Below are 23,674 nucleotides of genomic sequence, written 5' to 3'. Positions count from 1 at the left end.
TTTCAGTCTCCGTCAAGACGCAGCTGCATTGCCCCTTGTTCTTGACATTCCCGAGCCAGCCTGAGCGCGTCCTTCAGGAACTCCTTCACCGCAGGATCTTCGACCCGCAAGCATTCGACCTCGATTTCCGAGATGAACTGGCCCATCTCGCTCGAACTCAAGATCAGAGTCCCGTATGGATCCACTCGACTCAGCATGGGAAGCACACTCGATTCGCAAAGGTGAGCGAATTTGCTGTGAAGATCGAGAACGGCGTCTACCTGACTCGCGCGCCGCCGCCTCGGGCTGCTCCCTCGTTGCTCCACACGCACGAGGGTCACATCTACACCCACGACACCTCCTTGAGTGAGAGTTCGATGTCACGACCGCGCATCACTCGGGCCCCTCAGACGGGAAGGCTGTGATTAGTTTTCGATCACGAACCACGACCCGAATGTAGTACTGATCATCTCCATTCCCGTCCCGGCCGATCGGATTCGGAAACTTGTAGTAGTACGCCCCGTCGCGGGTCTCACCATCGAGTGCGCGATTGATCATTTTCTGAATCTTCGCTTTGCTCGTCGTCAAGAACTTGCTCTTGTTCGGGTACTCGCCAACACGAACAACGTGCCGATCCCATATGTGATCCCAACGACCCTTCGAAATCGGCACAGAGCAGCTGGAATTATGAACGAGGACCGGCGTCTCGCCCGCCACCACATAGTACGTGTGCAGGTCCTTGACCGTGAGGTTGTGGACCGTGGTCTGCAGGACCGTCCAGCGCTGGACCGCGGTGACCTGGACGCGGGTTCCCGCCCTTGTCTCCAGCCACTCACCGCTGTGCAGATCGGTTGCCTTGATCCACTCGCCCAGCCCGGGGACCCAGAAGGGATGCCCGTCGGTCGCGGTGACCGATGCCGTTTTGGAGCCCTTCTTGCCGTCGATGTCGACGGTGACCTTGACGAGGTGCTTGAGTCCCTGGCCCTTGATTTCGGCAGTGACCGTTTCGGTCCTGGTCTCGCCGGTCTTGGGGTCAGTGGCAAGGACCTTGTCCCCGATATCGACGTCCTTGATTTTCTTTGCGGTGCCGTCGGCCATCAACACCTTGGTGTCCGGTGTGAAGCTGTTGGCTGTCTTGCATTCCTTGGCCAGCTTCTCCAGCCGGTTCGCCTCTTTGCGGCTCTTGCGCCAGCCGTTGAAGCTGTCCAGCAGGTCGTCACCGAGGTGGTAGATGCGCTTGGCCAAGGCCCCGGCCTTGTCCCACCTGAGGAAGTACTTCTTGGCCAGTTTGGCGAGCGGGCCGCCCCCCAAGAAGGAGGACACCACGTTGAGCGCGGTGTTGCCGCAGGAGCCGAGGCTGCCGGTCGTGAAGCAGTCCAGTGCGTCCGTGATGCCGAGTTCGTCAGCGGCGATACTGGCCAGTTCCTTGGCGATGGCCATCGCCCGTTGCTTGGCCGCGTCCTCCTTCTCGCGGGCCTGGTCCGCCTTGGCCTGAGCCGGCGGAGGACTGGGGCTGCCACCGCCACCGCCACCGCCACCGCCCGAATTCCCGCTGCCGGTGCCGCCCTTCTTGGGCTTGTCGTCGCCGTAGCCGTCGACGGTGGGCCAGCCCTTGCCGTCGTTGCAGCTGTCGCACCACAGGCCGGTCGGGTCGGAGCCCGTCACCGGGCTGTTGTTGCTGTACGCGTAACCGTTGATCTGCTGCGGGTCGTTGTAGTCGACGACCGGGTCCGCCGAGATGAAGCGACCCGTGTCCGAGTCGTACTCGCGAGCGCCGAGTGTCGTCAGGCCCGTGGACTCCTGGATCGTGCCGCCCACGAAGCCCTTGTCGTTCACCCAGCCCGAGGAGGAGGACGAGGACGAGGACTCGTCACGCGCGTTGCCGAACGGGTCCGTGCGGCGACGGGTCGTGGCGCCCGTCTTCGCGTCGACCGCCAGCTCCGCCGTGCCCTGGTGGTCCGAGGCGAGGAAGTGGACGCCGTCCGCCTCCCGCATCGCGACCGTCGTGTCGGCGAAGGCGTAGTAGCGGGTCGTCGTCACCTTGGACGTTGACTTGTCCAGGTGCAGTTCCATGCCCGGCAGGTAGAACGTCTTCTCGTCGGGGGTGTCCCTGAGGACCCGCGAGCCCGAGGCGTCGTACTTGTACGTCGTCACCGACTTGTCGGCGTTCGTGACCGTGGTCAGCTCGCCCTGCTTGTCCCAGTCCAGCGACTGGGTGTCGCCGTCCAGGACGCGCGTCTTGGTGTTGCCGGACGCGTCGTAGGTGTAGGTGTCCTGGGAGGTGACGGCGGGCGTGGTGCTCGTCGCGTCCTTCTTCTCGACGACCGACGACACCGTGTGCGGGCCGGAGTCCGTGCCCTTCGGGCCGGAACCCTTGCCGTACGTGTAGGTCCGGCTCGCGGTCGCCGCGCCGTTCAGGCCGTGGCGCACCTCGCTGGTGCGGTTGCCGATCGAGTCGTAGCCGTACTCCGTCCAGTACGGGGACACTCCGCCCACCGTCGAGGACGAGGCGCCCGTCGCGCAGGCCGTCTCCGTGCTGCCGGTGCCCTTGGCGCCGTTGGGCGTCACGGACGAGGTCCACGTCTCCTTCAGGCGGGCCAGACCGTCGTACTTGAAGCACTGGACGTCGCTGGTGCCGCGGGTCGGGGTGTCCGCGATGGAGAGGATGTTGCCGTCTTCGTCGTATGTGTAGTCCGCGTCGTAGGCGACACTCGACGCGCCCTCGACGTCCACCCGCGAGTTGGCCAGACGGTCCGTGCCCGCCTCGAAGGTGTTGGTGATCCACGTCTTCGGCGCGGCGGAGTCACCCGACGACAGCTCCAGCTGTTCAAGGTTCGACGTGGGCGAGTACGACGCGTCGGTGACGTAACTGCCGCCACCGAGGGAGGTGTTCAGGCCCACCGGGCGCTGCAGGTCGTCATAGACGTACGACAGTGCCTCGGCGGACAGGTCACCCGCCGCCGGCAGGCCCTGGCCCTGGAGCGTGCCGTCCCGGTTGTACTGGGTGGTGAACTCGTACGTCCCGCCCAGTTGCGGCTCGGCCGTCTTGGAGAGGTAGTACTTCGTCGAGGTCGGCTTGAAGTCGTTGTCGCCGTCGAGGACCGGGTAGGTCACCGACGAGTAGACCGCGCCGTCCTTGTACGTGTAGACGCCGTACAGCTCGCCCTTGGCGACGGTGTCGTACTTGGTCACCGAGAGCTTGGTGCCGGTGGTCGCCTCGCCCTGCCAGGTCGAGACCGCTCGGCCCAGTTCGTCGTAAACGGTCGACGTCTTGTCGCCGTTGACGGTGACCGAGGTCTGCCGGTCCAGGTCGTCGTAGGTGTACGAGGAGGCGCCGGTGTCGGGGTCGGTGGCCGTCATTCTGCGGCCCAGCTGGTCGTACGTGTACGACCAGGCGTTCCCCTTGTCGTCCGTCACCTTCGTGAGCAGGCCGGCGGGGTTGTAGCGGTACGCGGTGGTGACCGCGTCGCCGTCCGTCGGGTACTGGATCTGGGTCGTCGCGTTGTCCCGGGCGTCCTTGACGACCGTGGTCTTCGTGCCGCCCTTCGGCGGGGTGGTCGTGACCCGGTCACCGCCGTAGGCGTACGTGGTGCGGTACTTCTCCGTGCCCTGGACCATGAACACGGAGGCCGTGGTGCGGCCCGCGCCGTCGTACTCGGTGACCGTCTGCGCGTCGAGGTCGGCGTTGACCGGCTTGAACAGGGTGGTGGAGGGCGCGCCCGAGGTGTAGTAGGTGTCGTTGACCTTCGCCACGCGGCCCGAACCGTCGTAGAACGTGTCGGCGACCATGCGGCCACCGTCCGCGCCCTGCGTCTGATCCTGGCGGGGCCTGAGGAAGCCGTCGTACAGCGACCATTCGCTGCCGTACGTCGTTCCGTCGGCCTGGATCTTCTGGGTGTGGACGGCGGTCGGGCCGTCGTCGCCGCGGACCAGGTACTCGTACTTGAGAGACGGCGTGAGGTTCGACGCCTTGGGGCGGTCGGGCAGCCAGACCGAGACCAGGCGGCCGAGGCCGTCGTAGGCGAGGTCGGCGCGCTTGCCGTTCATGTCGACCTTGGCGCTCGGCAGGCCCCACTGGGGTGCGTACTCGGTGGACGTCGTCCAGCCGTCGACGTTGGTGACGGTGGACTTGGTCGCCAGTCCGTAGGTGTCGGTGTAGGCGGTCGAGGACGTGTACTTGGACGTGGTAGCCGCGGTCTCGGCGTCCTTCACCACCAGCGGGCGGCCGTAGGCGTCGTACGTCGTCACGGCTGTCGTCCGGTACGTCGCCGTCGTGCCGTCGTGCGAGGACAGCCGCTTGGTCATGGTGGGGTCGCCCTTGGTCGGGGCGGCGCCCAGCGTCGTCGAACCGTCGTAGTACGTCAGGTCGTCGGAGATGACGTCTGACGCACGGTTCGGTGTGGTCGAGCAGTCGACGCCGACCTTCTCCACCCGGGACACGAGCGAGTACAGGTGCAGGCTCGCGCTGTCGGCGTACTCGGTGCGGGTGCACTCGTTGTCGGCGACGCCGACCTCGCCGTCGTCGTCGACCCGGACCGCGCGGCCGGTGGTGTCGTCGTAGGTGGTGGTCGACTTGGTGTGCCGCCAGCCGCCCACGGTGAGCGCCGTGTACGTGTCCGTCGAACCGGTGGCGATGTAGCGGGCCTTGCGGGTGCCCCAGTCCTCGGTCTCCGTCGCGGTCACCGCGGTCCAGGGCACGGTCACCGACTTCTGGGTGATGTCGGAGCCGTTGTAGGTGATCGTCTCCAGCTCCTGGCCGGCCTTCCAGTCGGAGTCGTCGTAGGAGACGCCGTTGGAATCCGTGACCGTCGCCGAGCGGCTGGTGCCGTCCTTGTCCACGTCGCCGTCGAGGCCGCGGAAGAAGACGTGCTCGGTCTTGGTGTTGGAGGCGGAGTTGGTGCCGTCGGAGGTGACCACCCGCACCCTGCCGTAGCCGCGCCAGTCGCCCCACGTGCGGTACTCGGACTTGGTGATGCCGTCGGCGCGCGTCTTCCGCCAGCCCGCGTCACCGAGGTAGGTGTACGAGGTGACCTGGTCGGGGTTGTCGCCGGTGAGGTCGGTCTGGACGACGGAGGCGACCACGTACTTGTGGAACCAGTCGACGATGGGGTCCTCGACCCCCGGCGGGTTCCACTTCACCGGGAAGCACCGCACCTTGGAGGAGTCCTCGGCCGGGAGGTTGCTCGTCGTGCACTGGTTGTCGGTGTAGTTGACGCTGATCGCACCACCGGCCTCGTTCTTCACGCCCGACAGGCGGAAGCGGTAGAACGGCTGGAGGTTGTCACCGGCCTTGTCGACGCGGTTGGGCAACTGCGTGCCGTACAGCTCGACGGAGGGGACGGAGACGTCGCTGCCCGTCTTGCCGGTGTGGTCGATTTTGCTCAGCCACAGGGACTTCGACGCGTCGCCGTTGTCGGTGAAGACGTGGGTGAGGCTCCACTCGTCGACCGGGGAGTACGTCGAGTCGCCGGTGCGGATCTGCGTGGTGACCTTGGTGAGCTTCTTGCGGGTCCAGAAGGTCGGGGAGTTCTGACCGGGGCACTTGGTGGCGGCCTTGCAGTTCTGGTCCCAGGGGATGTCCGGCCAGTCGGCGGCGGTGGAGTCCTTCAGGGCGTCGGCGGAGCAGTCGGTGAGGGATCCGATGCAGCGCTCGGCCGTGGTGAAGACGACCTGGGCGGCCGGCTTGGTGGAGTACACCTTGCCGTCGCGCTGGCCGTAGTCGATGCGCTTGGGGTAGCCGCCGCGGATGTAGGCCTTGCCGTTCTCGGTGGTCTTCAGGCCCTGGGTGTAGTAGTTGGTCTCCTTGCCGTAGAAGTACGACATGGCGTCGCCGTGCGGGTCCACGACGTAGTCGAGGTTCCAGCGCCAGGCCTGCGTGCAGTACGCGTCGGCGAAGGTGGCGTTGTAGCAGGGCTCGCCGGAGTCGTCGCCGTAGACGGGGACGGTCCAGGTGGAGTCGGTCTCCTCGTTACCGCTCGCGTAGCCGGGCAGCCGGTTGAGGCCGAAGTAGTACTGGGTGCCGTCGGAGGTCGTGATCTTCCAGTACTCGCCGTTGTTGTCGCCGTTGGTGGCGTTGGTCAGGTGCTCGACCTTGGAGTTGTCGTCCGAGTCGATCCGCCACTCACCGGTCTTGTCATCCTTGATGAGCTCACCGGAGGTGCCGCCGGCGAGGGAGACCGTGGCGTTGTCGTACGCCCAGCACTCGTCGCCGTTGTTGGCGTCGTGGCCGTCGTCGGCACACGGCTTGTAGTTGCGCTCGATGAAACCGGGTTCGTAGGAGAAACCCTGGCCGATCCACGAGCCCTGGTTGTTGGTCGTCGCCGTCTGGCCGTCGATCGACTGCGAGTTGTAGCCGAAGCCGACGGTCGGCTGCAGGCCGCCGGGGACCGGCGGGGTGGTCATCGGGTACGACCAGGTGAACGCGCCCGAGCTGGTGTCGACGCCCCACTGGGAGGACGGGGAGAGGCTGGTCGCCTTGTAGTCGCCGCCGTCGCCGCTGCTGCCGGAGGTGGCCGCCACGACCGTGGCCGAGGAGTTGGTGGCGCCGGCTTCCAGCAGTTGGGTGGAGGGGCCGGAGGTGTCACCGGCCGCCTGGACGGTCGCCGTCAGCTTCTGCTTCGCCGTGTCGTTGGTGCTCTTCAGGTACGTCGGCGTGGCGCAGGATTTCTTCTGCGGCGTGGTCAGGACGCAGGCCGGGTACTGGGCGAAGCGGAGCCGGGAGCCGTAGCCGCCGCCGTAGGCGTCGGCGAAGTCGGAGTAGTCGAGGGTGACTTGCGCGGCACCCTTGGCGGTGTCGCCGTCGGTGCGGGCGACGGTGAACAGTACGCCGTCGACGCCTGCGGCCGAGGCGGCCTTGTGGTCCAGGACCTGGACGCGTACCGAGTCGGCGCCCTTCTTGCCACCGGTCGCCTTCGCCATCAGGGGCAGGCCCTGAGCCTTGGACGCCTTGGAGGAGAGCTTGAGCCGCGCGCTGCCCGCCTTGGGCCAGTGCGCCTTGTCGGCGTGCTTGACCGCGGCCTTCTTGGCCTCGTCGGTCTTCTTGAACGCCTTGGGCGTGTCGTTCTTGCCGTCGACCGGGTCGTCGAGGTTGGTCTGGGTCTTCGGCCTGGTCAGGCCACCGTCGGCTTGGGCCTGGGGGGCGTACTGCGGGAGCAGCCCTATGGACAGCGCCAGTCCGAGGACCAGCGCGGCCCGCTTTCGGCCGCTTCGCCAGGCCGGTCTGGGCGACCGGAACCATGGGGGCGAGGACATGACATCTCCATCGGAGTCGGGACAACGATGTGTGTGGGGGGGGACATCGGAGGGGGTGAGGGGGCTGGTGCGCACGACGACAGGGGCGGACGGCCCGCAGGCCGCCCGCCCACGCGTCGGGAGGGTCAGGCGGAGGTCTCCTCGATGCTGCTGCCGCCCGGCAGGGTCGCCACGAGAGCCACCAGTGAGGCATCCAGCGGGCCCTGGTACATGCGCACCTCGTCGACGGCACCGGAGAAGTACTCGCCGGCCTTCGTTCCGGTCAGCGCACGGCCGATCTGGAGACTGGTGGTGCTGAAGTCCCAGGTGTTGTCCCAGGCGGCGTCGGCCACCGCGGTTCCGTTGACGTACAGCAGTACGTCGCCGAAGACCGCGTTGTAGACGAGCGCGAGATGGTCGCCGTCGCCCTCCGAGCTCGGCGGGTCGGCGTTGTCCAGGACCGTGGTGGTCACCGGGGAGGCCGTGTCCCCGCCGGTCACCACCAGTTGCCAGCGGCTGCTCGCGGCCACGTACTTCACCTTGATGGCGCTGCCCTTCGTACCGGACAGGGACAGCACCGTCTCGTCCGCCGTCGGGTTCGCCGCGGCGAGCCGGGCGCGAGCGGTCAGGGTGAAGCTGTCCTGGGCCGAGAGCGGTCCCGTGCCCGCCCGGGTGGCGTAGGCGGAGGTGCCGTTGAGGGCGAGGTGCCCGTCACCCCAGAGGGGTTCGGCCGGGGGCACGCAGTCCGGGTCCGTCTCGGGGTCGCAGGACTCGTCCGGCACGTAGATCGAGGCGCCGCCGCCCAGGGTCAGGCCGGTGCTGCCGGAGGTCTCCGGCGAGATGCCGTTGGCGGCCTGGTCCAGCTGCCAGTAGGCGAGCTGGTGTGGCTGGATGCCGCCGAGTTCCTGGCCCTCGGTGGGCGGGATGACGCGGTCGTGGAGCTTCACGTCGGCGACGCTGCCCTTGAGGTAGGTGGTGTAGCCGTCCAGGGCGATCTTGCGGCCGATCTGCAGGGCGCCGGTCGCGTTCCACGTGGTGTGCCGCGCCTGGATGTCGTCGGCGACGACGACGCCGTTGACGTAGAGCATCATCTTGCCCAGCTCGGCGTCGTAGACCCCGATCAGATGCGTCCAGCTGCCGGCGACAGCCGCTGCGCCCGAAACCTTCCAGGAGCCCAGCGACTCCATGTCGCTGACCGGGATACGGAAGGTCCATGAGGCGCTGTCGACGTCGTAGCCGAGTTCGAAGCCGACCTGGGCGGTGCCGTCCTGGCTGACTACCGTGACGTCCTCGGTGGGCAGCGAGGGCAGCATCACCCAGGCACTGACGGAGAAACTCTTGCCGGTGTCGACCGCGGGCGCGCCGGCGTCGAGGTAGGCGTTCTCGGTGCCGTCGAGCGAAGCCGCGGTATCGGTGGAGCCCAGGGGCCCCGCGGCGCCGAACGTCACCCCGGAACCGGCGGTGGCGGCAGGGGTGCCGTTGCTGCCGGCCGCCTTCGCCGAGCCCTTCACGTCACCGAGGGTCCAGGCGGCGACGGGTGCGCGGCCGTCGCTGACGAGGAAGACATAACCGGTCGGTGTCTGCTGCGGGAATCCGGCGCCGTCCACCGCACTGACGTGCAGGGTGTAGGAGCCCTCGCCGGGCGGCATCCAGCGGATGGTCGCGGGGCCGCCGGTGGACTCGGCGGCCACCGTCTTCTTCGTGTGGTCGGCCTGCGGGCCGGTGAAGTAGTACGTGTACTTCGTCACGTCCGCGGCGGGCGAGTCCATGGTGAAGCTGCCGTAGTCGCCGGTGCCCGCGTGCCAGGCGTCGTCGTCCGGGTACCGGTCCGACGTGACCTTGGCAGCCTTGGGCTTGGTGTTGTCGTAGATGAACTCGCAGCGGGTCTGGTCGCCGTCGGTGGACCAGGCGCCGTACGACTGCTGGTCGTAGCCCTGGACCGACCAGGCGATGACGGTGTTCTGCGGGAGGGAGAAGCCCGCTTCACCGTCGCCTGAGACGTCGTCTCCCACGGCGTACTTGAACACCTGCTCGCCGGTCTGGCCGTCCTTGCCCACGCTGTACGTCGACTTCTTCGCCGTGGTCGCGTAGTGGACCACCTCGTCGCCCGAGCCATTGGTCCACCAGACCTTGAAACGGGCCTGCAGGGACTCGGAGTTGGAACCGGTGTCGCCGTGGTCGTAGTCACGGATGACGGCGTGCAGGACCGGCGCCTCGCTGACGTAGTGGTCGGTGGCGTTGCCGTACTCGCAGGTGTCACCGGGCGACATGGTCAGGTCGTCCTGGTCCGGTTCCAGCGGCGGCCGGTTGTACTTCACGGACAGGTAGGCGTTGCCGCAGAAGCGCTTCCAGTACGAGGTGTCCGACTCGCTGCCGGCCTTGAGGCGGAAGGTGGTGGTGCCCCAGCCCTTGTCGGCCGCGGTCTGCACGGTGCTCTTGGCGTCGAACAGCACGTTCTGGTTGGTGGACGTGCAGGAACCCGCCGGGTTGGTGGGCGATTTGCTGCCGATCGTCGCCTTCGAGGTCGGCTGGTTCAACCAGTTCGTGGACGAGTTGATCGCGCTCGCGCCGCCGCTGTTGACCCGGGCCAGCTGCACTTCGCGTGCCGCGTCGCTGTAGGTGAAGACCATGGTGACACCGAAGGAGGCCTCGACGATGTCCTTGCCCTTGAAGGTGCCGGTCGGGATCGCGAAGAACTGCCGCTTGACGTCGTCGGTGCTGGAGCAGCGGAAGGAGACGTCGGACGGGCAGCGGCCCACGCCTTCGTCGTCGTCGAACTTCCAGAACGAGGCGCTGGAGTAGTGCGAGGACACCATGGTCCAGGCGGTCCTGCTCGCGGACTTGACGACGGGGTCGATGTAGACCGGGTAGACGGTGTCCTTGTCGGTGAGCAGGCTCTGGTCCGGGGTCAGTGTCATGGCGCCGGACGTGACGTCGACGCCCACGTCGGCCACCTGGGCCCCGTCCGGCGGCGTGACCGCCTCGGTGTCCTGCCCGGCCGAGGCCGTTGGCGACGCGGACGGCTCGCTGCCGGCCGTGTGGCTGGAGTCCCACATCAACGGCCGCGGTGCCTCGAAGACGGCACCGCCCGCGCCGGTGTCGGTGGCGGTCAGGCCGCCGCTGGTGTTCTCCTTCAGGCTGACCGAGGTGGTGCCGACAGGAAGTTGGAGCTTCTGCAGTTCGGGGTTGGCCGCCGCCTTCGCGTTCTTCACCACCAGTACGTGGGAGAAGCCCTCGGCACTCGCGGTGACCTTGAGGTCGACACCGGGCAGCACGTTCCCGTACGTGGCGGTGGGGCCGTCGATCTTCGGCTTCGGCAGCGTCCGAGGCCAGTCGAGGGACAGCGTGTGACCGTCCCTCTCGATCTCGGCGAAGGTCCTGTCACCGCCGCCGGAGAAGGACATGGCGGTCAGCGAGGCCTTCGGGGCGAACGTGCCGTTCTTCCGCCGGACGAGGTCGGTGTCGATACTCGTCCACTCGCCGTGCTTGCGGGTGCGGACGGGCTGGGCGTATTCGGTGGTGGTGAACGTGCCGTCGGGGTTCGCGACGGTGCTGCTGCGCTCGTCGCGCAGGCTCTGGATCTCGACCGGTTTGCCCGACTTCTCGGCCTTGGCCCGGGCGTCGTTCTGACTGAGCGCCCGGCCGCTTTCGTGTGAGGCGCGACCGGAGGCCGCCGCCTCGGCCTGCTGGGTGGCGGGCGTGATGCCCAGGCCTGTCGTCAGCAGGGCCGTGACAGCCGTGGCGACGAGGGCGGCACGGCGTCTGCGGCTCGTGCGGATCTTCATCGTGATGTGCCTTCTGTTCCCCGTGCGCTGCGTCATCCGACCGTTCCGAACGCCTCGCCCGCGTCGGGCAGACCGCCCGCGCCGGGCACGTAGGTGGTGGTGCCGGTGGTGGTCGTGCCGTCGATGTCCGTCCACGGCAGGACGTAGAGAGCACCCTTGGGAGAGCCGGCAGCCTTGCTGTAGGGCACGCCGACGGAGAGGTTGCCGGAGCCGGAACTCAGGGCGAGGCCGTTGTAGTCCCGTGCCGTAGCGATGCCGGGCAGGCCCGAACCCCGCGTGAGAATCTTGTCCGCAGCGCCGACCGAGGTGTCCATCGGCCGGAAGATCTGGACCGCCCCCGCGTCCTTGACCGAGCCCACGTCCCGGCCCGGGATACCGACGGCCAGCCGAACGGTGGCGCTGCTGGTGACGACACTGGTGTCGGTGTTGGCGATGGTGACCCGCTGCCCGAAGAAGTCTCCCTGCGATTCCGTCCCCTCAACGCCGTCGGTCTTGGGGTCTATCCCCGCCACCAGCGAGTACGCGCCCGACGGTTGGATGCGCACAACAGTGACGCTTCCGGCGTCGACGACTCCATCGATGTCCTCTCCAGGGGTACCGGCTACAAGGAGGGCGTCGGAGTTGTACGTCTGATCGCTGGGCCGGAAGTTCGTCATCGAGATCGAGGTGCCGAACGCGTCGCCTGCCTCCGCGACGCCGGGGATCGTGTCGCCGTTCGTTCCTTGGCCGATTCCCGCGAGCGCGGTGGGTACGCCGTCCGTGAAGGTGTGGTTGAAGACCGTGACACCGCCCGCGAACCCCTGATCCCCGATGGCTTCGCCAGGCCCGCCGACGGCGAAGTAACGGTTGGTTCCGGCCAGCGAGTAACCAAAGCGGTCGTGGGGCTCGACGATGCCGGGGACACCGGGATCCTTCTCACTCACGGAGACCTTCGTCGTTCCCTGGACATACTCGATGCAACCAGCGTCCGCGTACGTCTTGCCGTTCTCGGTGACGTTCTCGCCTGGCGCACCGACCACGAGGTAAGGGGAACCGCTCGCGGTCTCGCCGGCCTTCACCGCGTAGCCGAACCAGTCGTACGCCTCGGTGGAGGTGGCAGAGTCGAGTTGGGCCTGGGTATACCCCTCGATCTTCGATCCGGCGCCTATGCCGGTGGGCGTGCCGTGGATCACGTAGACGGCGCCGGCGTCGATGAGTTGGCTTCCGTCCTTGGCGGCCACGTCTTCGTAAGGGGTGCCGACCACGAGGTCGGTGCATCCGTCGCCATCCGCGTCGTAAGAAGTGCGGGAGAAGCCGAAGCGGTCGTTCGCTTCGGGGTTGGCCGGCATGCCTGCGGTCGCTTGGGAGATCTCCGAAACGCCCTTGCCGCCTCCCAGCACTACGCGCACCAGCCCGGCCATCTTGGCGCCGTTCACGGTGGCGTTCGGGTCGGCGATGACGGTGTCGGTAATGCCGTCTCCGTTGAAGTCGCTGGACGTGCCCCCCGTACAGGTCGCGGCCATCGCCTGTGGCGACCCGAGTGACACAACACCTGCGGCCATGGCAAAAACGCCGACCGTGGCTGTCAAAGCCCCGGCCAGACGTGTACGCGTACGCACACCCCACCCCTTGATCCGGTTATGGGCAGGTCTCCCCAATCGACCCCACCCATGTCATAAGCGCTGACTAAATATGAGGCGGATAAGGATCGTCAACCCTCCGGTTACCACTCGCTTGCACACAGCAAGCACACAGGCTGGGATCATTTAATTCATCCAGTCCTCAATAAATCAAACGGTAAGATCCTTTATCAAGACCGGGCAAATCAACCATTGAGACACGTGGCCGAAAAGCACTCTGAGCTGGCCCTTCATCAGCCACCCACGTCGCGGTCACCGGAGACTCATGTTATGTTCACAGCTGCTAAAAATAGCTTCCAATGGGGTTGCTTACGGCTATTTGGAGAGCTTGATTATGCCCGGCTCCACCGTCTCGGTGATTATCGCCGCATACAATGCAATGCCATATCTGACGCGTTGCATCGACTCCGTCGCCGAGCAGACCATTGGCCGGGACCGGCTTGAGGTCATCGTCGTGAACGACGGCTCGACCGACGGCACCGCAGCCGAGCTGGAGCGGCTGGCCGGCGTTTATCCCGGGCTGCTGCGGATCTTCCACCAGGAGAACTCCGGTGGCCCCTCGGCTCCCCGGAACGCGGGGCTCGCCCATGCGGGGGGCGAGTACGTCTTCTTCCTGGACGCCGACGACCACCTCGGTCCGCAGTCCCTGGAACGCATGGTCGCGATGTCCGAGAAGAACGGCACCGACATCGTGCTCGGCAAGATGGTGGGCGTGGGCGGACGCAGTCTGCCGAAATCGATGTTCCGGCGCACCCAGCCAAGGACCGACGTTTTCACCTCGCGTGTCTACTGGGCCCTCAACCCGCTCAAGCTCTTCCGGCGCGAACTGATCGAAAGGCATGGTCTGCGCTTCCCGACCGGCCTGCCCATCGGCGAGGACCAGCCATTCGTGGCGCTGGCCTACCTCCACGCATCCGGGGTCTCCGTGATCGCCGACTACGACTGCCTCTTCTGCACGCTCCGTGAGGACGGCGCCAACGCCACCGTCCGCAACGGCGGTTCCGAGCCGCGGCTGCTGTTCCTCCCGCGCATGGTGGACCTGCTCCTGGAACACGTGCCGCCCGGCCCCGGACGCGACCACCTGGCGCACCGCCACCTGACGGTGGACGTGGCGCAGATCCTGAACGAGCACCTGGTGCACGAGCCCAGCGAGGTGCAGCGGAAGGCACTCGGTCAACTCGCCGAGATCATCGCCCCGTTGTGGCACGACGGACTCGCTGACAGGCTCTCGGCGATGGCCCGTCTGCGGCTGTACCTCGTACGGCACGAGATGCTGGACGAGGTGCTGGAACTGGCGCGATTCGAAAACCAGCTGGACAGCAGCAAGGCGGCCACCCCGCTTCTCATCGAGAACGGCCGCGCCTACGCCCGCTACCCTTTCCTCCGCGACCCCGCCCACCCCGTCCCCGACGCCTGCTACGACGTCACCGCCCAGCTCGGCACCCGCCACCACGTCACCCGCGCGGAGCTGCGAGGCACGACGCTCCACCTGGCCGGCCACGGCTACATCCACCGCGTCGAGACGCGCGAGGTCAGCACCGAGCTGGTCCTGCGGGAGCGTGACAGCGAGGCCGAGTACCGGCTGCCCGTCACCCACACGGCGACGCCCGGGCTCGGGGCGGCGGAGGACGACGGGCGGTTCGCCTACGACCTCGCCGGTTTCGAGGCCACCGTCGACCTCACCACCGCCGCGGACGGCTCGCCCCTCGCCGACGGGCTCTGGGACATCTTCCTCGCCATCGGCGCCCAGGGGCTGTCCAAGGAGGTCCGCATCGGCAGCAAGCGGGCCGAGAGCGTCTCCGGCAAGGCGAGCACACACGTGGTCGTCGGCACCGGTGGCGAGGGGCTGCGCGCTGTCACCCTCTACACCACCAAACCGCACGGCAACTTCACCCTCGACCTTGGCGAGCGCAAGCACGAGGTACTGCCCCACCTCGGCGTGGACGCCATCCGCTGGGCTGCTGACGCGCCCACCGAGTTGGAGATCAGCGGGCGGTGCACACTCGCGGGGTACCCAGAGGGTGCGCTGATGGTCGCGCTGACGGACAGTGAGAGTGGTGGCACGATCGCCTTATCCGTGCGTCAGGTCTCGCACGTCGGCGACGACTTCGTGGTGCGGGTGCCGATGGCCGCGCTGCCGGCCGGTGTCTGGGGCGGTGAGCTTCGTCTCGGGCCGTGGGTGTTGCCGCTTCCCGAGCTGCCCCAGGAGCTCACTCCGGCCAGGTGGCGCCGGCGTGGACTGCCCTGGTACGCCAAGCCCGTGCCGGACTGCGACGGTCGGTTCGCGCTGGAGGTGGCGAGGGTCGAGCTCGTGAAGGCCCTCGCGGGACGGCTCAGGTAGACACCCGCTCAGTCGGAAGGCGTGAACGTGTCGGTCGCGACGTCGAAGTACTCCCGGGCCTCCGCGACCTTCCCCACCGGTGCCGAGACCCATACGTCGTACATCCGGCCGTTCTCCTCCCAGCACAGGTCGTAGGTGTGCCGGGGGCCCTCCGACGTGCTGAAGCCGTTCCAGGTGAACTCCCAGAGTGCGGCGGGGTTTCCGTCGTGGGTGGTTCGGGTGACGCGGCCGTCGTGGTAACCGGGGTTGGTGGTGGAGCCGTTGGCGGCGGAGCGGCGCATCACCGCCAGCGGGCCGCCGGTTTGCGGGTCGGCGGCCTTAATGCCGAGGCGGAAGGTCTGCCACTGCGACATGTAGAAGACGCGCTCGCCCTGCGGGTCCCGGGTGAAGCCCTCCGGTACAGCGAGGGAGAAGCCGGCCGGGTCCCGGACGAGACGGTAACCGGAGGGTGCGGTAGGGGAGTTCGCCGCGGCCGGGCTGGTGGTGGCGGTGCTCCGGGTCACGGTGACCGTGGGGGTGGGTGAGGCGGACGCGCTCGTCGTGGTGCCCGGCGCCGAGCTCGTCGGCGTACCGCCGCCGTCCTCCCCGCCCCGGTGCATCAGCAGCGCCGCCGCCGACACGCCCGCCCCCGCCATCGCGGCGACGAGCAGGGCCGCCACCAGCACGCCCCGCGTGGAGTGCCCGGACGGAGGCGACTGAGGCGGGGGCGCGGACTGCGGGGTGTGGCGGGGGACGTCCCGCTGGGTCGGCGAGTACGGCACCGGTGGCTGCGGCACGCGGCCCGTCTCGCGGAACGCCCGCAGCATCCGCTCCGCCTCCGCCGCGCCCAGCCGCCGGTCCGGATCACGCTCCAGCAGGCCCCGTACGACGGGCAGCAGCGGCTCGGCCTGCGCGGGCGGGTGGATCTCGGCGGTGACGACGGCGTGCAGGATGCCGCCGAGCGAGTCCCGGCGGAACGGCGACTCGCCGCTCAGCACGGTGCACAGCAGGGCGCCCAGCGACCACAGGTCGGAGGCGGGTCCGGTCCGCGACCCGGACATCCGCTCGGGCGCGGTGTATTCGGGCGAGCCCACGAAGGAGCCGGTCTCGGTGAGCGTCGTGGCCCCGGCGACCTGCGCGATCCCGAAGTCGGTGAGGACTACGCGGTCCGTGCCGGACTCGACGAGTACGTTCGCGGGTTTGATGTCCCGGTGCAGGACGCCGGCCTCGTGCGCGGTACGCAGGGCGCTCAGCAGGTCGATGCCGATCCGGGCGGCCTCGGCGGCATCGACCGGGCCGCCCGCCGCGATCCGGTCGGCGAGCGAACCACCGTCGATCAACTCCATGACGATGTAGGGGAGTTCGCCGTCCTCCACGACGTCGTGCACGACGATGATGTGCGGGTGGCTCAACTGGGCGACCGCCCGCGCCTCACGCAGGGTGCGGTCGCGCTGCTGTCGTGCCTCGTCCTCCGACAGGGAGGCTTCCAGGGCCAGTTCCTTGACCGCCACCCGGCGGCCCAGCAACTGGTCGGTCGCCCGCCACACAACACCCATGCCGCCGCGCCCGATCCGCGCCTCCAGGCGGTACCGGCCCGCGATCACACGGAAGTCGTCCCCCTCGGTCCCCATGGGCCCATCATGCCCCACACGGACGCGACCGCTCCGGGACGTACGCCCGGGTGGCCGACAACCGACGCCCGAAAGGTCAGGAGCTGGGCGGCTGCCAGCTCTGCAGCACCCACTTGAACTGCTTGCTCGTCTTCGCCCAGTCCTTATCGGGCGTGGACATGTAGATCGCGTACTCGGCGCCCTCCCGCGAGAAGTACGTCTCCTCGACGGCGTGCCGCGGGCCGGCCACGTACGGCGGGTCCTTCGCCAGCGCGTCCCAGGTGTACTCCCACCGCGAACCCTTGCAGTCGCGGTAGATGTTGGGCTTCATGGCGACCTGCTGGTAGTTGATCAACTTCTGCCGGATCTGCGCGTCGAGGTCCTTCTGGTGCGAGTAGGCGTCGGGGAAGTCCGGTGAGTTGTCGATGGCGATGCGGACGAAGTGCTTGCCGCCGTCGGGCGTGTAGTCGACCTGCGCGATGCCGCCACCGGTGCTGACCACCTTGCGCCTCCAACTCGCGGAGGGCACGGAGATGCTGAAGCCCAGCGGGTCGCGTTTGGTGACCCAGCCGGGCTGGATGCCCGCGGGGGCCGTGGAGGAGGCCGAGTCCCCGGGGGCCGGGGCTGCGCCGGAGCCGTTGTCGTCCTGCTGCCCGGCTTCGTACCTCTGCCACGCCACCGCGCCGCCCCCGCCGACGACGGCGGCGAAGGCGACGACGAGGGCGAGCGTGCGCAGGCGGCGGCGCCGGGGACCGGCGGTCGCCGTGTGCTGGATGACGACCGGGGGTTCGACCGCCGTCGGCGCGGTGACGGGGCCCTGGCCGTGACTCTGGCTGTGACCTTGGCTGTGGCCATGACCTTGGCTGTGGCCGTACGGGGGCGCAGCCGTCTCCGGCGGGTACGGCGTCCCCGTCCCGCTGGAGTACCGGGCCCTCGAACCGCTGGAGTACTGGGCCTCCGACCCGGCCGGATACTGCGGCCCCGTCCGCGTGTGCGAACCGTCGTGCTGCGTGGGCACGAAAGCCTGCGCCGCGTTCGGCCGTCGTCCCTCCGCCGCTTCGGCGAGCATCTGCTCCGTCCCGTCCGCGCCAGGCCGGTGCGCCGGGTCCTTCTGCAGCAGGGCGGCGATGACGGGCCCGAGCGGGCCGGCGTGCTGCGGCTCGGTGGCCTCCTCCTCGACGACCGCCTGCATGGTGGAGAGCGGCGAGGTGCGGCGGAACGGCGAGCGGCCCTCGACCGCCGTGTAGAGGGTGGCGCCGAGCGCCCACAGGTCCGAGGACGGGCCCGGGTCGTGGCCGCGCACCCGCTCGGGGGCGAGGTAGTCGACCGAGCCGACGACCTCTCCGGTACGGGTGATCGTGGTGTCGCCCTCGATCTGCGCGATGCCGAAGTCGGTGAGCAGGACCCGGCCGTCCCGGCCGAGCAGGACGTTGCCCGGCTTGATGTCCCGGTGCAGCACCCCGGCGCTGTGCGCGGCACGCAGCGCGCGCAGCACCCACAGGCCTATGCGGGCCGCTTCCCGCGGCTCCAGGCGCCCCTGCTCCTTGACCGCGTCGGCCAGCGAGTTGCCCTCGACCAGCTCCATCACGATCCACGGGCGGCCGTCGTGCTCCAGTACGTCGTGCACGGTGACGACGGCCGAGTGGTTGATGCGCGCGGCGGCGCGGGCCTCGGCCCGGGTACGGGCGAGCAGGACCGCCTGGTCGCTCTCGGACACGTAGAGCGCGGCGGTCAACTCCTTGACGGCGACCGTCCGGTGCAGCACCTCGTCGTGGGCGCGCCACACCCGGCCCATGCCGCCGCTGCCGATGGAGTCGGCTAGCCGGTAGCGGCCCGCTATGAGCTGGCCCTGCATCTGATTCACGTTGCCCCGCAATGCTCTTGACAGGGTCAGACTAAGGACCCACCTGCCGACAGGGAACAAGCGGGGGGTCATGGAGACAGCACTGTGACGGTTTTCGCTTTGTGGGACCGGAGGCAACCGTGGGGCGGCTGCCCGGCGTCACCCGGTGTACCGGTAAGTAGCCGACGCCTGCTCGTACAGCCTCGTCACCTCGTCGCGCTCCGCCTCCGGGCCGCGGATCTGCACGACGTGGTAGCGGCCGTCGATGAGGATCGCGATGTTGCGTACGAACAGGTCGCGTCCCTGGCCGTCGGTCCAGGTGAACTGACCCTCGGCCATGGTGCGTCCGCCCACCGTGATGGTCCTCAGGCCGGTGGCCGTGGCCCAACTGGAGTCGCGGTAGGGCTGGAGCTCGCTCTCCTTGTCCCGCTGGTAGACCATCGGGTCGCTGCCGTACTTCGACGAGCTGTCCCGCCCCGGTACGACGATGAGCTCGAAGTTCCCGTGGGAGTAGACGACTTCTCCGCGCCCGTTCTTGGGCGTACGGGTCCAGCCCTTGGCGACGGCGATCTGAAAGCCCTCGGAGTCCTTGCTCAGGGTGAATCCGTCGGTGACGTCCGAGTTCGTGGTGGTCTGGGTCTCGGTGGAGGGGGCCGACCGGGAGGAGCTCGGGTCCGTGCTCGGCGAGGTCCCGGCCGACGACGGCGAGCCGCTGGGGGTGGGTGCCTGACTGGCGTCCCCCACGGCTCCCGTGCGGTCGCCGCTCGCCGCTCCGCCGCTGTTCTCGGACTTCGGCATGAAGAGCATGGCGTAGGCGACCGCGCCGGCCAGCAGGAGGAGTATCAGCACCAGCAGGGTGCGGCCGAGGCTGCGGGGCGAGCGCGTCTCCTGCCTGACCTGCCTGGCCTGCTTCGCCTGCCTGGTCTCGTTCGCCTGCCTGGCCCGCTTGTGCCGGCCGTGCGCGCTGTTCGCGGACAGCCCGCTGCGGCCTGCTCCTCGCCGCCTGCGCACCAGCTCGCCGCGCCGGCGCACGATCGGCAGCCGGGTCGGGTCGGGGGGCGGCGCCGCTATCACGTGCGTACCGGCCTCCGGCTCGGGCGCGGAGCGCACGAGTGAGCGCAGCCAGCCGCCCAGTTCCTCGAAGTCGAGCCGATCGGTGGGGTCCTGCCGCAGCAGCGACTCCACCACCGGCCTGAGCGGCCCGCACTCCTCCGCGAAGGCGGGCGGCTCCGCGCACACCAGTTGCACCAGCTCGGCCGTCGAGTCCTCCGGGTACGGCGCGTGTCCCTGTACGGCCCGGAAGAGCAGCGCGCCGAGCGCCCACAGGTCGGTGGCCGGGCCGATCGGGGCTGCCAGCTGCCAGTTCTCGTGCACCGGCCCGGCCTGCTCCGGCGCCCACCGCTCGGTCACCGGCCCCACCACGGTCATCCGCACCTGCCTTGCCCGCTCGGCGGCGAGGGGCGTGGCAGGGGAGGCAGGGGAGGCAGGGGTGGCGGGGTTGCGGCGGGCCGGGGTTTCCCAGTGGGGTGCGGTGCCGCCGGTGCCCGTGGTCCCGCCCGGAGGCAGCGCCGTGCGCGGCTGACCGGCGGTCACGGCCGGGGGCGTGGCTCCGGGGGCGCTGCGCGGGACGGCGCCGGGCCAGGGCGCGGCACGCACACCGTAGGGGTCGGCGATCTGGCCGGGGGGCGTCGTGCCGGTCCGCTGGTCGGTGCCCTGGCCCGGTACGACGTAGGGCGGTTGGGCCGAGCCGTTCGCCTGGGCCGTACCGTCGGTGACGCCGGTGTCGTCCTCGGCGGGCGGGCGGGCGCCGGGCAGCGCGGCCCGTCCGTTCTGCTGGGCCTCCTGCACGCGTGCCGCGGCCCGCGCGCCCGCGCGGTACGCGGCGATCGCCCCGGCCCGCGCGGCCCTGATGTCCCCGCCGCTCTCCAGCGCCCGGCGGGCCGGCGCGCCCGGGCCCGAGTCGGCGCCCGCCTCCTCCGCGCCGGGTGCGAGCCCCCCGGCCGCCCGCGCCTGGATCGCGGCGCGCCGGGCGGCCTCGGGGTCCACCTCGCCGGGGGCCGCACCACCGGGGGCCCCGGAAGCGACGGGACCGGCCGGACCGGCTGGACCGACCGGCCCGGCGAGGCCTTCGGTGCCGCCCCCGGCCTGCTGCTCGGGGAAGCCGTCCTGGGCGGGCACCGGGTCGTACCCGGACAGTGCCTCCTCCGCCGCGCCGACCGCGAGTCCTGTCAGCATCACGCGCCCGTCGTCGCATATCAGGACGGTGCGGGCGGTGATGTTGCGGTGGACCCAGCCGTGGGCGTGCAGCACCCGCAGCGCCATCAGCACGTCGGAGGCGACCTCCGCGGCCCGGTACGGCGTCAGCGGTCGCTCCGCCAGCAGCGCGGCGAGCGGACGCGCCGCCACCAGCTCGCTCACTATCCACAGCGAGCCGCCCTCGGCGAACACGTCGAAGACCTGGTCGAGCCGCGGGTGGTCGGGGATGCGGGCCGCGGCCTGCGCGGCCTCGACGGCACGCCGTACCGCCGGGTCGGAGGGCTGCCGGGTGGCGGCCCGGGCCGCCGGAGGGCGCCGCGCTCCGCTCTGACGGGCCGTGAAACCGTCGGGCAGCCCTTCCGCGTCGAGCACCTCGGCCTCGACGACCTCCGGCAACGGCACCTGACGGACCAGGACCTCCTGCCCGCTGTAGGTGTCGAAGGCCCGGGTCTCGGTGAGTTCGTACTCGTCGGAGGGCGGCAGCGGCAGGCGGTAGCGGTCGGCGAGTACCCGACCCGCATAGTCGTCCACAGTGCCTCCCCCGGCCAGCCGGTTGGTCAAATCCGCTCGCGGCACGGCCCGTTCCGTATGCATACCTGGTTGTGTACGGTCCGCAACCACTCACGATACGTGCCAGAGGCAACCTGCATTGAGGGATGCCCGATTCTCCCGCCCCGAACCGGCTCCCGATCAGCTCACTTCTTCGGCTGGAAGGACTCCGTCAGCGTCTTCCAGGTGTCCTTGCGCAGCTCGCCGCCCCACTTGGCCGCCTTCGCGGTGTACATGAGCGCGTACGCCTGATGACTGTTGACGACGAAGCCGCGGTCGATCGTCCGGTGCTTCGTCCCGCCCTCGGCGTAGGTGAACTCCCAGTCGGCCGTGTTCCATCCGCGGTAGCTCACGGACTCTATGCGGAGCCGCTTGTACTGCGCCTTCACCATGTAGCGCTCCTGGTTCTTCCAGTCCGCCACCGGGTCGCCCTTGGGCGTGCTCGTCCAGGCCACGAGCAGCTTCTGCCCGTCGGGCCCGGTGAAACGGTCTCCCGCGGAGCTGCTGAACTGGAACTTCCAGCCCTTGGGCAGCCCGATCGAGTACCCCTGACCGCCCTTGTACGTCGACACCGCCGGCGCGCTCGAGCCGCCGGCGGAACCCGACGAACCGTTGCCGTCCTCGCTGTCGGCCGGGTTCGCGGTCGTCGCCGTGCCGCTCGTGGTGGACGCGGAGTCGTCACCGTCCGTACGCGTGCCGCCGCCCTTGTCCTCCTTGGTGTCGGCGCCCGAGCTCCCGCCGGCTTTGCCGCTCGCGCTCGCACTCGCCACGGCCTTGCCGCCGCCACTCTTGGCGCCCTTGGAGGAGTCGTTGTCGTCGCCGCCGAACATCAGGACCAGCACCGTGCCGAGCACGGCCAGCGCCACGACGACCGCGATGATCACCAGCGTCCGCTTGGGCACCACGTCGGTGAGCGGCGCCCTGGGCACGGGCCTGGGCGGCAGATCCAGGTCCGGCGGCGGCACCACGGGCCACCCCGAACTCGGCTTCTTGGGCCCCTCACCCGACCGCTGCCCCGGCACGGACGGGGACGCAGACGGGGACGCAGACGCGGACGGGGACGAGGACGGGGATGAGGACGAGGGCGACGACGAGGACGAAGCCCCGGTCGCGGCTCCCGCCGCCGTGCCGGACGCGGCACCGGTCTGCTTCACCATGGAGGGCTTCGCCGCAGCCGCCGCACCGGACGCGGTGGCCGCTCCGGCACCCGCACCGCCGGCGCCACTGTCCTTGCCACCGCTACCAGCGCCACCGCTCTTCGTCCGCGACGCGGAGCCCGAAGTCGCCGTCCCCGACGCCACGGCCTTGCGGACGGAACGCAGTGCCCCGCGCAGCTTCTCCCCGGGCTCCTTGCCCGAACCTCCGTCGCCCGCACCGCCCTTGTCGTCGGCCACGTCGGGCTGCGGCGGCAGCGGTACGACGCGGGTGGCGTCCAGGGCGTCCGGCGCGGGCGCGTTGATCACCGCGCCGAGCAGGGCGCGGGCGCCCGCGTCGTCGAGCCGCTTGGCCGGGTCCTTGTTGAGCAGCCCGTAGATGACGTCCCTGAGCGGGCCGGCGTTCTTGGGTTCCTCCAGCGTCTCGGTCATCACCGCGGTGAGCGTGGCGATGGCCGACCCCTTGTCGTAGGGCGGTGCGCCCTCGACCGCGGCGTAGAGCAGGCCGCCGAGCGACCACAGGTCCGCCGCGGGGCCGGGCTTGTGGCCGCGGGCACGCTCCGGGGAGATGTAGGAGGGCGCGCCGACGAGCATGCCGGTCGAGGTGATGGACGGGTCGCCCTCGACCTGCGCGATGCCGAAGTCGGTGAGTACGACCCGGCCGTCCTCGGCGATGAGCACGTTGGACGGCTTCACGTCCCGGTGCAGGATGCCCTCGCGGTGCGCCGAGCGCAGCACGTCGAGGACCGCGAGCCCGACCTCCGCGGCGCGCTTGGGCTTCAGCACGCCGTCCTCGCGGATGACCTCGGCGAGGGACTTGCCCTCGACCAGTTCCATCACGATCCAGGGCCGGTCGTCCTCGTCGACCACGTCGAAGACCGTCACCGCGCTGTTGTTGCGGATCCGGGCGATCGCCTTGGCCTCGCGCAGGGTGCGCGTGATCAGGCGCCGCTTCTCCTCCTCGTCGATGTTCGTCGGGAACCGCAGTTCCTTGACGGCGACCGTCCGCCCGAGGGTCTCGTCCTCGGCGCGCCACACCGTGCCCATGCCGCCGCGGCCGAGTACGTCGCCCAGCCGGTACCGACCCGCGAGAAGACGCCCCTCGTTCTTGTCCTGACGAGTCTCCTGACGGGATGTCCCCGCCCGCTCCGCCTCCGACATGCGTCCCCTCATGCAACCCGCCCTGACAGAGCCTCCATTGTCTCTCACCCGACAAGTGCTCGACGCCCAGGGGGCCCCGCGCCCCGCCGGGGGCCCGTGGGACGGGCGGTCCGGGTGAGGTGCGGGTTCGGCATTTCGGGATGACTGCGTATCAGGTCGTACGAATCG

Annotated in this window: 9 protein-coding genes; 1 reads left to right on the top strand and 8 read right to left on the bottom strand. The window is 69.4% G+C overall.

Annotation, left to right across the window (positions count from 1 at the left end):
* Window positions 1–2 precede the first annotated feature (2 nt).
* From ACH45E_RS31330 to ACH45E_RS31315, 4 genes are all read right to left on the bottom strand, one after another.
* The gene (locus tag ACH45E_RS31330) at window positions 3–332 is read right to left on the bottom strand and encodes a hypothetical protein (protein WP_361448005.1); all 330 of its coding nucleotides are present in this window, start codon (window positions 330–332) and stop codon (window positions 3–5) included.
* A gap of 40 nt (window positions 333–372) precedes the next feature.
* Window positions 373–7,230, bottom strand: a complete 6,858-nt coding sequence (locus ACH45E_RS31325) for a polymorphic toxin-type HINT domain-containing protein (protein ID WP_361448002.1) — start codon at window positions 7,228–7,230, stop codon at window positions 373–375.
* A gap of 125 nt (window positions 7,231–7,355) precedes the next feature.
* Window positions 7,356–10,994: a LamG domain-containing protein gene (locus ACH45E_RS31320; RefSeq protein ID WP_361447999.1), complete on the bottom strand. Its 3,639-nt coding sequence runs from the start codon at window positions 10,992–10,994 to the stop codon at window positions 7,356–7,358.
* Window positions 10,995–11,026: 32 nt separating this feature from the next.
* A complete protein-coding gene (locus ACH45E_RS31315) occupies window positions 11,027–12,496 on the bottom strand; it encodes an integrin alpha (RefSeq protein WP_399041935.1) in 1,470 nt (489 codons plus the stop codon).
* Between the two features lie 451 nt (window positions 12,497–12,947).
* On the opposite strand from ACH45E_RS31315, the gene ACH45E_RS31310 reads away from it, so the two are divergent.
* Window positions 12,948–14,954, top strand: coding sequence for a glycosyltransferase family A protein (locus ACH45E_RS31310; RefSeq protein WP_361447993.1), 2,007 nt, complete (start codon window positions 12,948–12,950; stop codon window positions 14,952–14,954).
* Between the two features lie 8 nt (window positions 14,955–14,962).
* Here the strand turns inward: ACH45E_RS31310 and ACH45E_RS31305 are convergent, their stop codons facing one another.
* From ACH45E_RS31305 to ACH45E_RS31290, 4 genes are all read right to left on the bottom strand, one after another.
* Window positions 14,963–16,564 (bottom strand): serine/threonine-protein kinase, encoded by a 1,602-nt coding sequence (locus tag ACH45E_RS31305; RefSeq protein WP_361447990.1) that lies wholly within the window; start codon window positions 16,562–16,564, stop codon window positions 14,963–14,965.
* 76 nt (window positions 16,565–16,640) lie between these two features.
* Entirely contained in the window at window positions 16,641–18,398 is a 1,758-nt protein-coding gene (locus tag ACH45E_RS31300) for a serine/threonine-protein kinase (protein ID WP_361447987.1), read from the bottom strand.
* Window positions 18,399–18,545: 147 nt separating this feature from the next.
* Entirely contained in the window at window positions 18,546–21,173 is a 2,628-nt protein-coding gene (locus tag ACH45E_RS31295; RefSeq protein ID WP_361447984.1) for a protein kinase, read from the bottom strand.
* A gap of 164 nt (window positions 21,174–21,337) precedes the next feature.
* Window positions 21,338–23,506: a serine/threonine-protein kinase gene (locus tag ACH45E_RS31290; RefSeq protein WP_361448392.1), complete on the bottom strand. Its 2,169-nt coding sequence runs from the start codon at window positions 23,504–23,506 to the stop codon at window positions 21,338–21,340.
* Between the last annotated feature and the right edge of the window lie 168 nt (window positions 23,507–23,674).

This window comes from Streptomyces sp. NPDC020299, from assembly GCF_044387825.1.
Taxonomy (GTDB): domain Bacteria; phylum Actinomycetota; class Actinomycetes; order Streptomycetales; family Streptomycetaceae; genus Streptomyces.
The sequence above is the reverse complement of the archived record's forward strand: the minus strand, read 5'-3'. Positions and strand labels throughout refer to the sequence as shown.

Bases quoted from the DNA above. Each gene is read 5' to 3' on its own strand.
- ACH45E_RS31310 (WP_361447993.1), top strand. From the start codon at position 12,948: ATGCCCGGCTCCACCGTCTCGGTGATTATCGCCGCATACAATGCAATG.
- ACH45E_RS31300 (WP_361447987.1), bottom strand. From the start codon at position 18,398: ATGCAGGGCCAGCTCATAGCGGGCCGCTACCGGCTAGCCGACTCCATC.
- ACH45E_RS31325 (WP_361448002.1), bottom strand. From the start codon at position 7,230: ATGTCCTCGCCCCCATGGTTCCGGTCGCCCAGACCGGCCTGGCGAAGC.
- ACH45E_RS31315 (WP_399041935.1), bottom strand. From the start codon at position 12,496: ATGGCCGCGACCTGTACGGGGGGCACGTCCAGCGACTTCAACGGAGAC.
- ACH45E_RS31305 (WP_361447990.1), bottom strand. From the start codon at position 16,564: ATGGGGACCGAGGGGGACGACTTCCGTGTGATCGCGGGCCGGTACCGC.
- ACH45E_RS31290 (WP_361448392.1), bottom strand. From the start codon at position 23,506: ATGTCGGAGGCGGAGCGGGCGGGGACATCCCGTCAGGAGACTCGTCAG.
- ACH45E_RS31320 (WP_361447999.1), bottom strand. From the start codon at position 10,994: ATGAAGATCCGCACGAGCCGCAGACGCCGTGCCGCCCTCGTCGCCACG.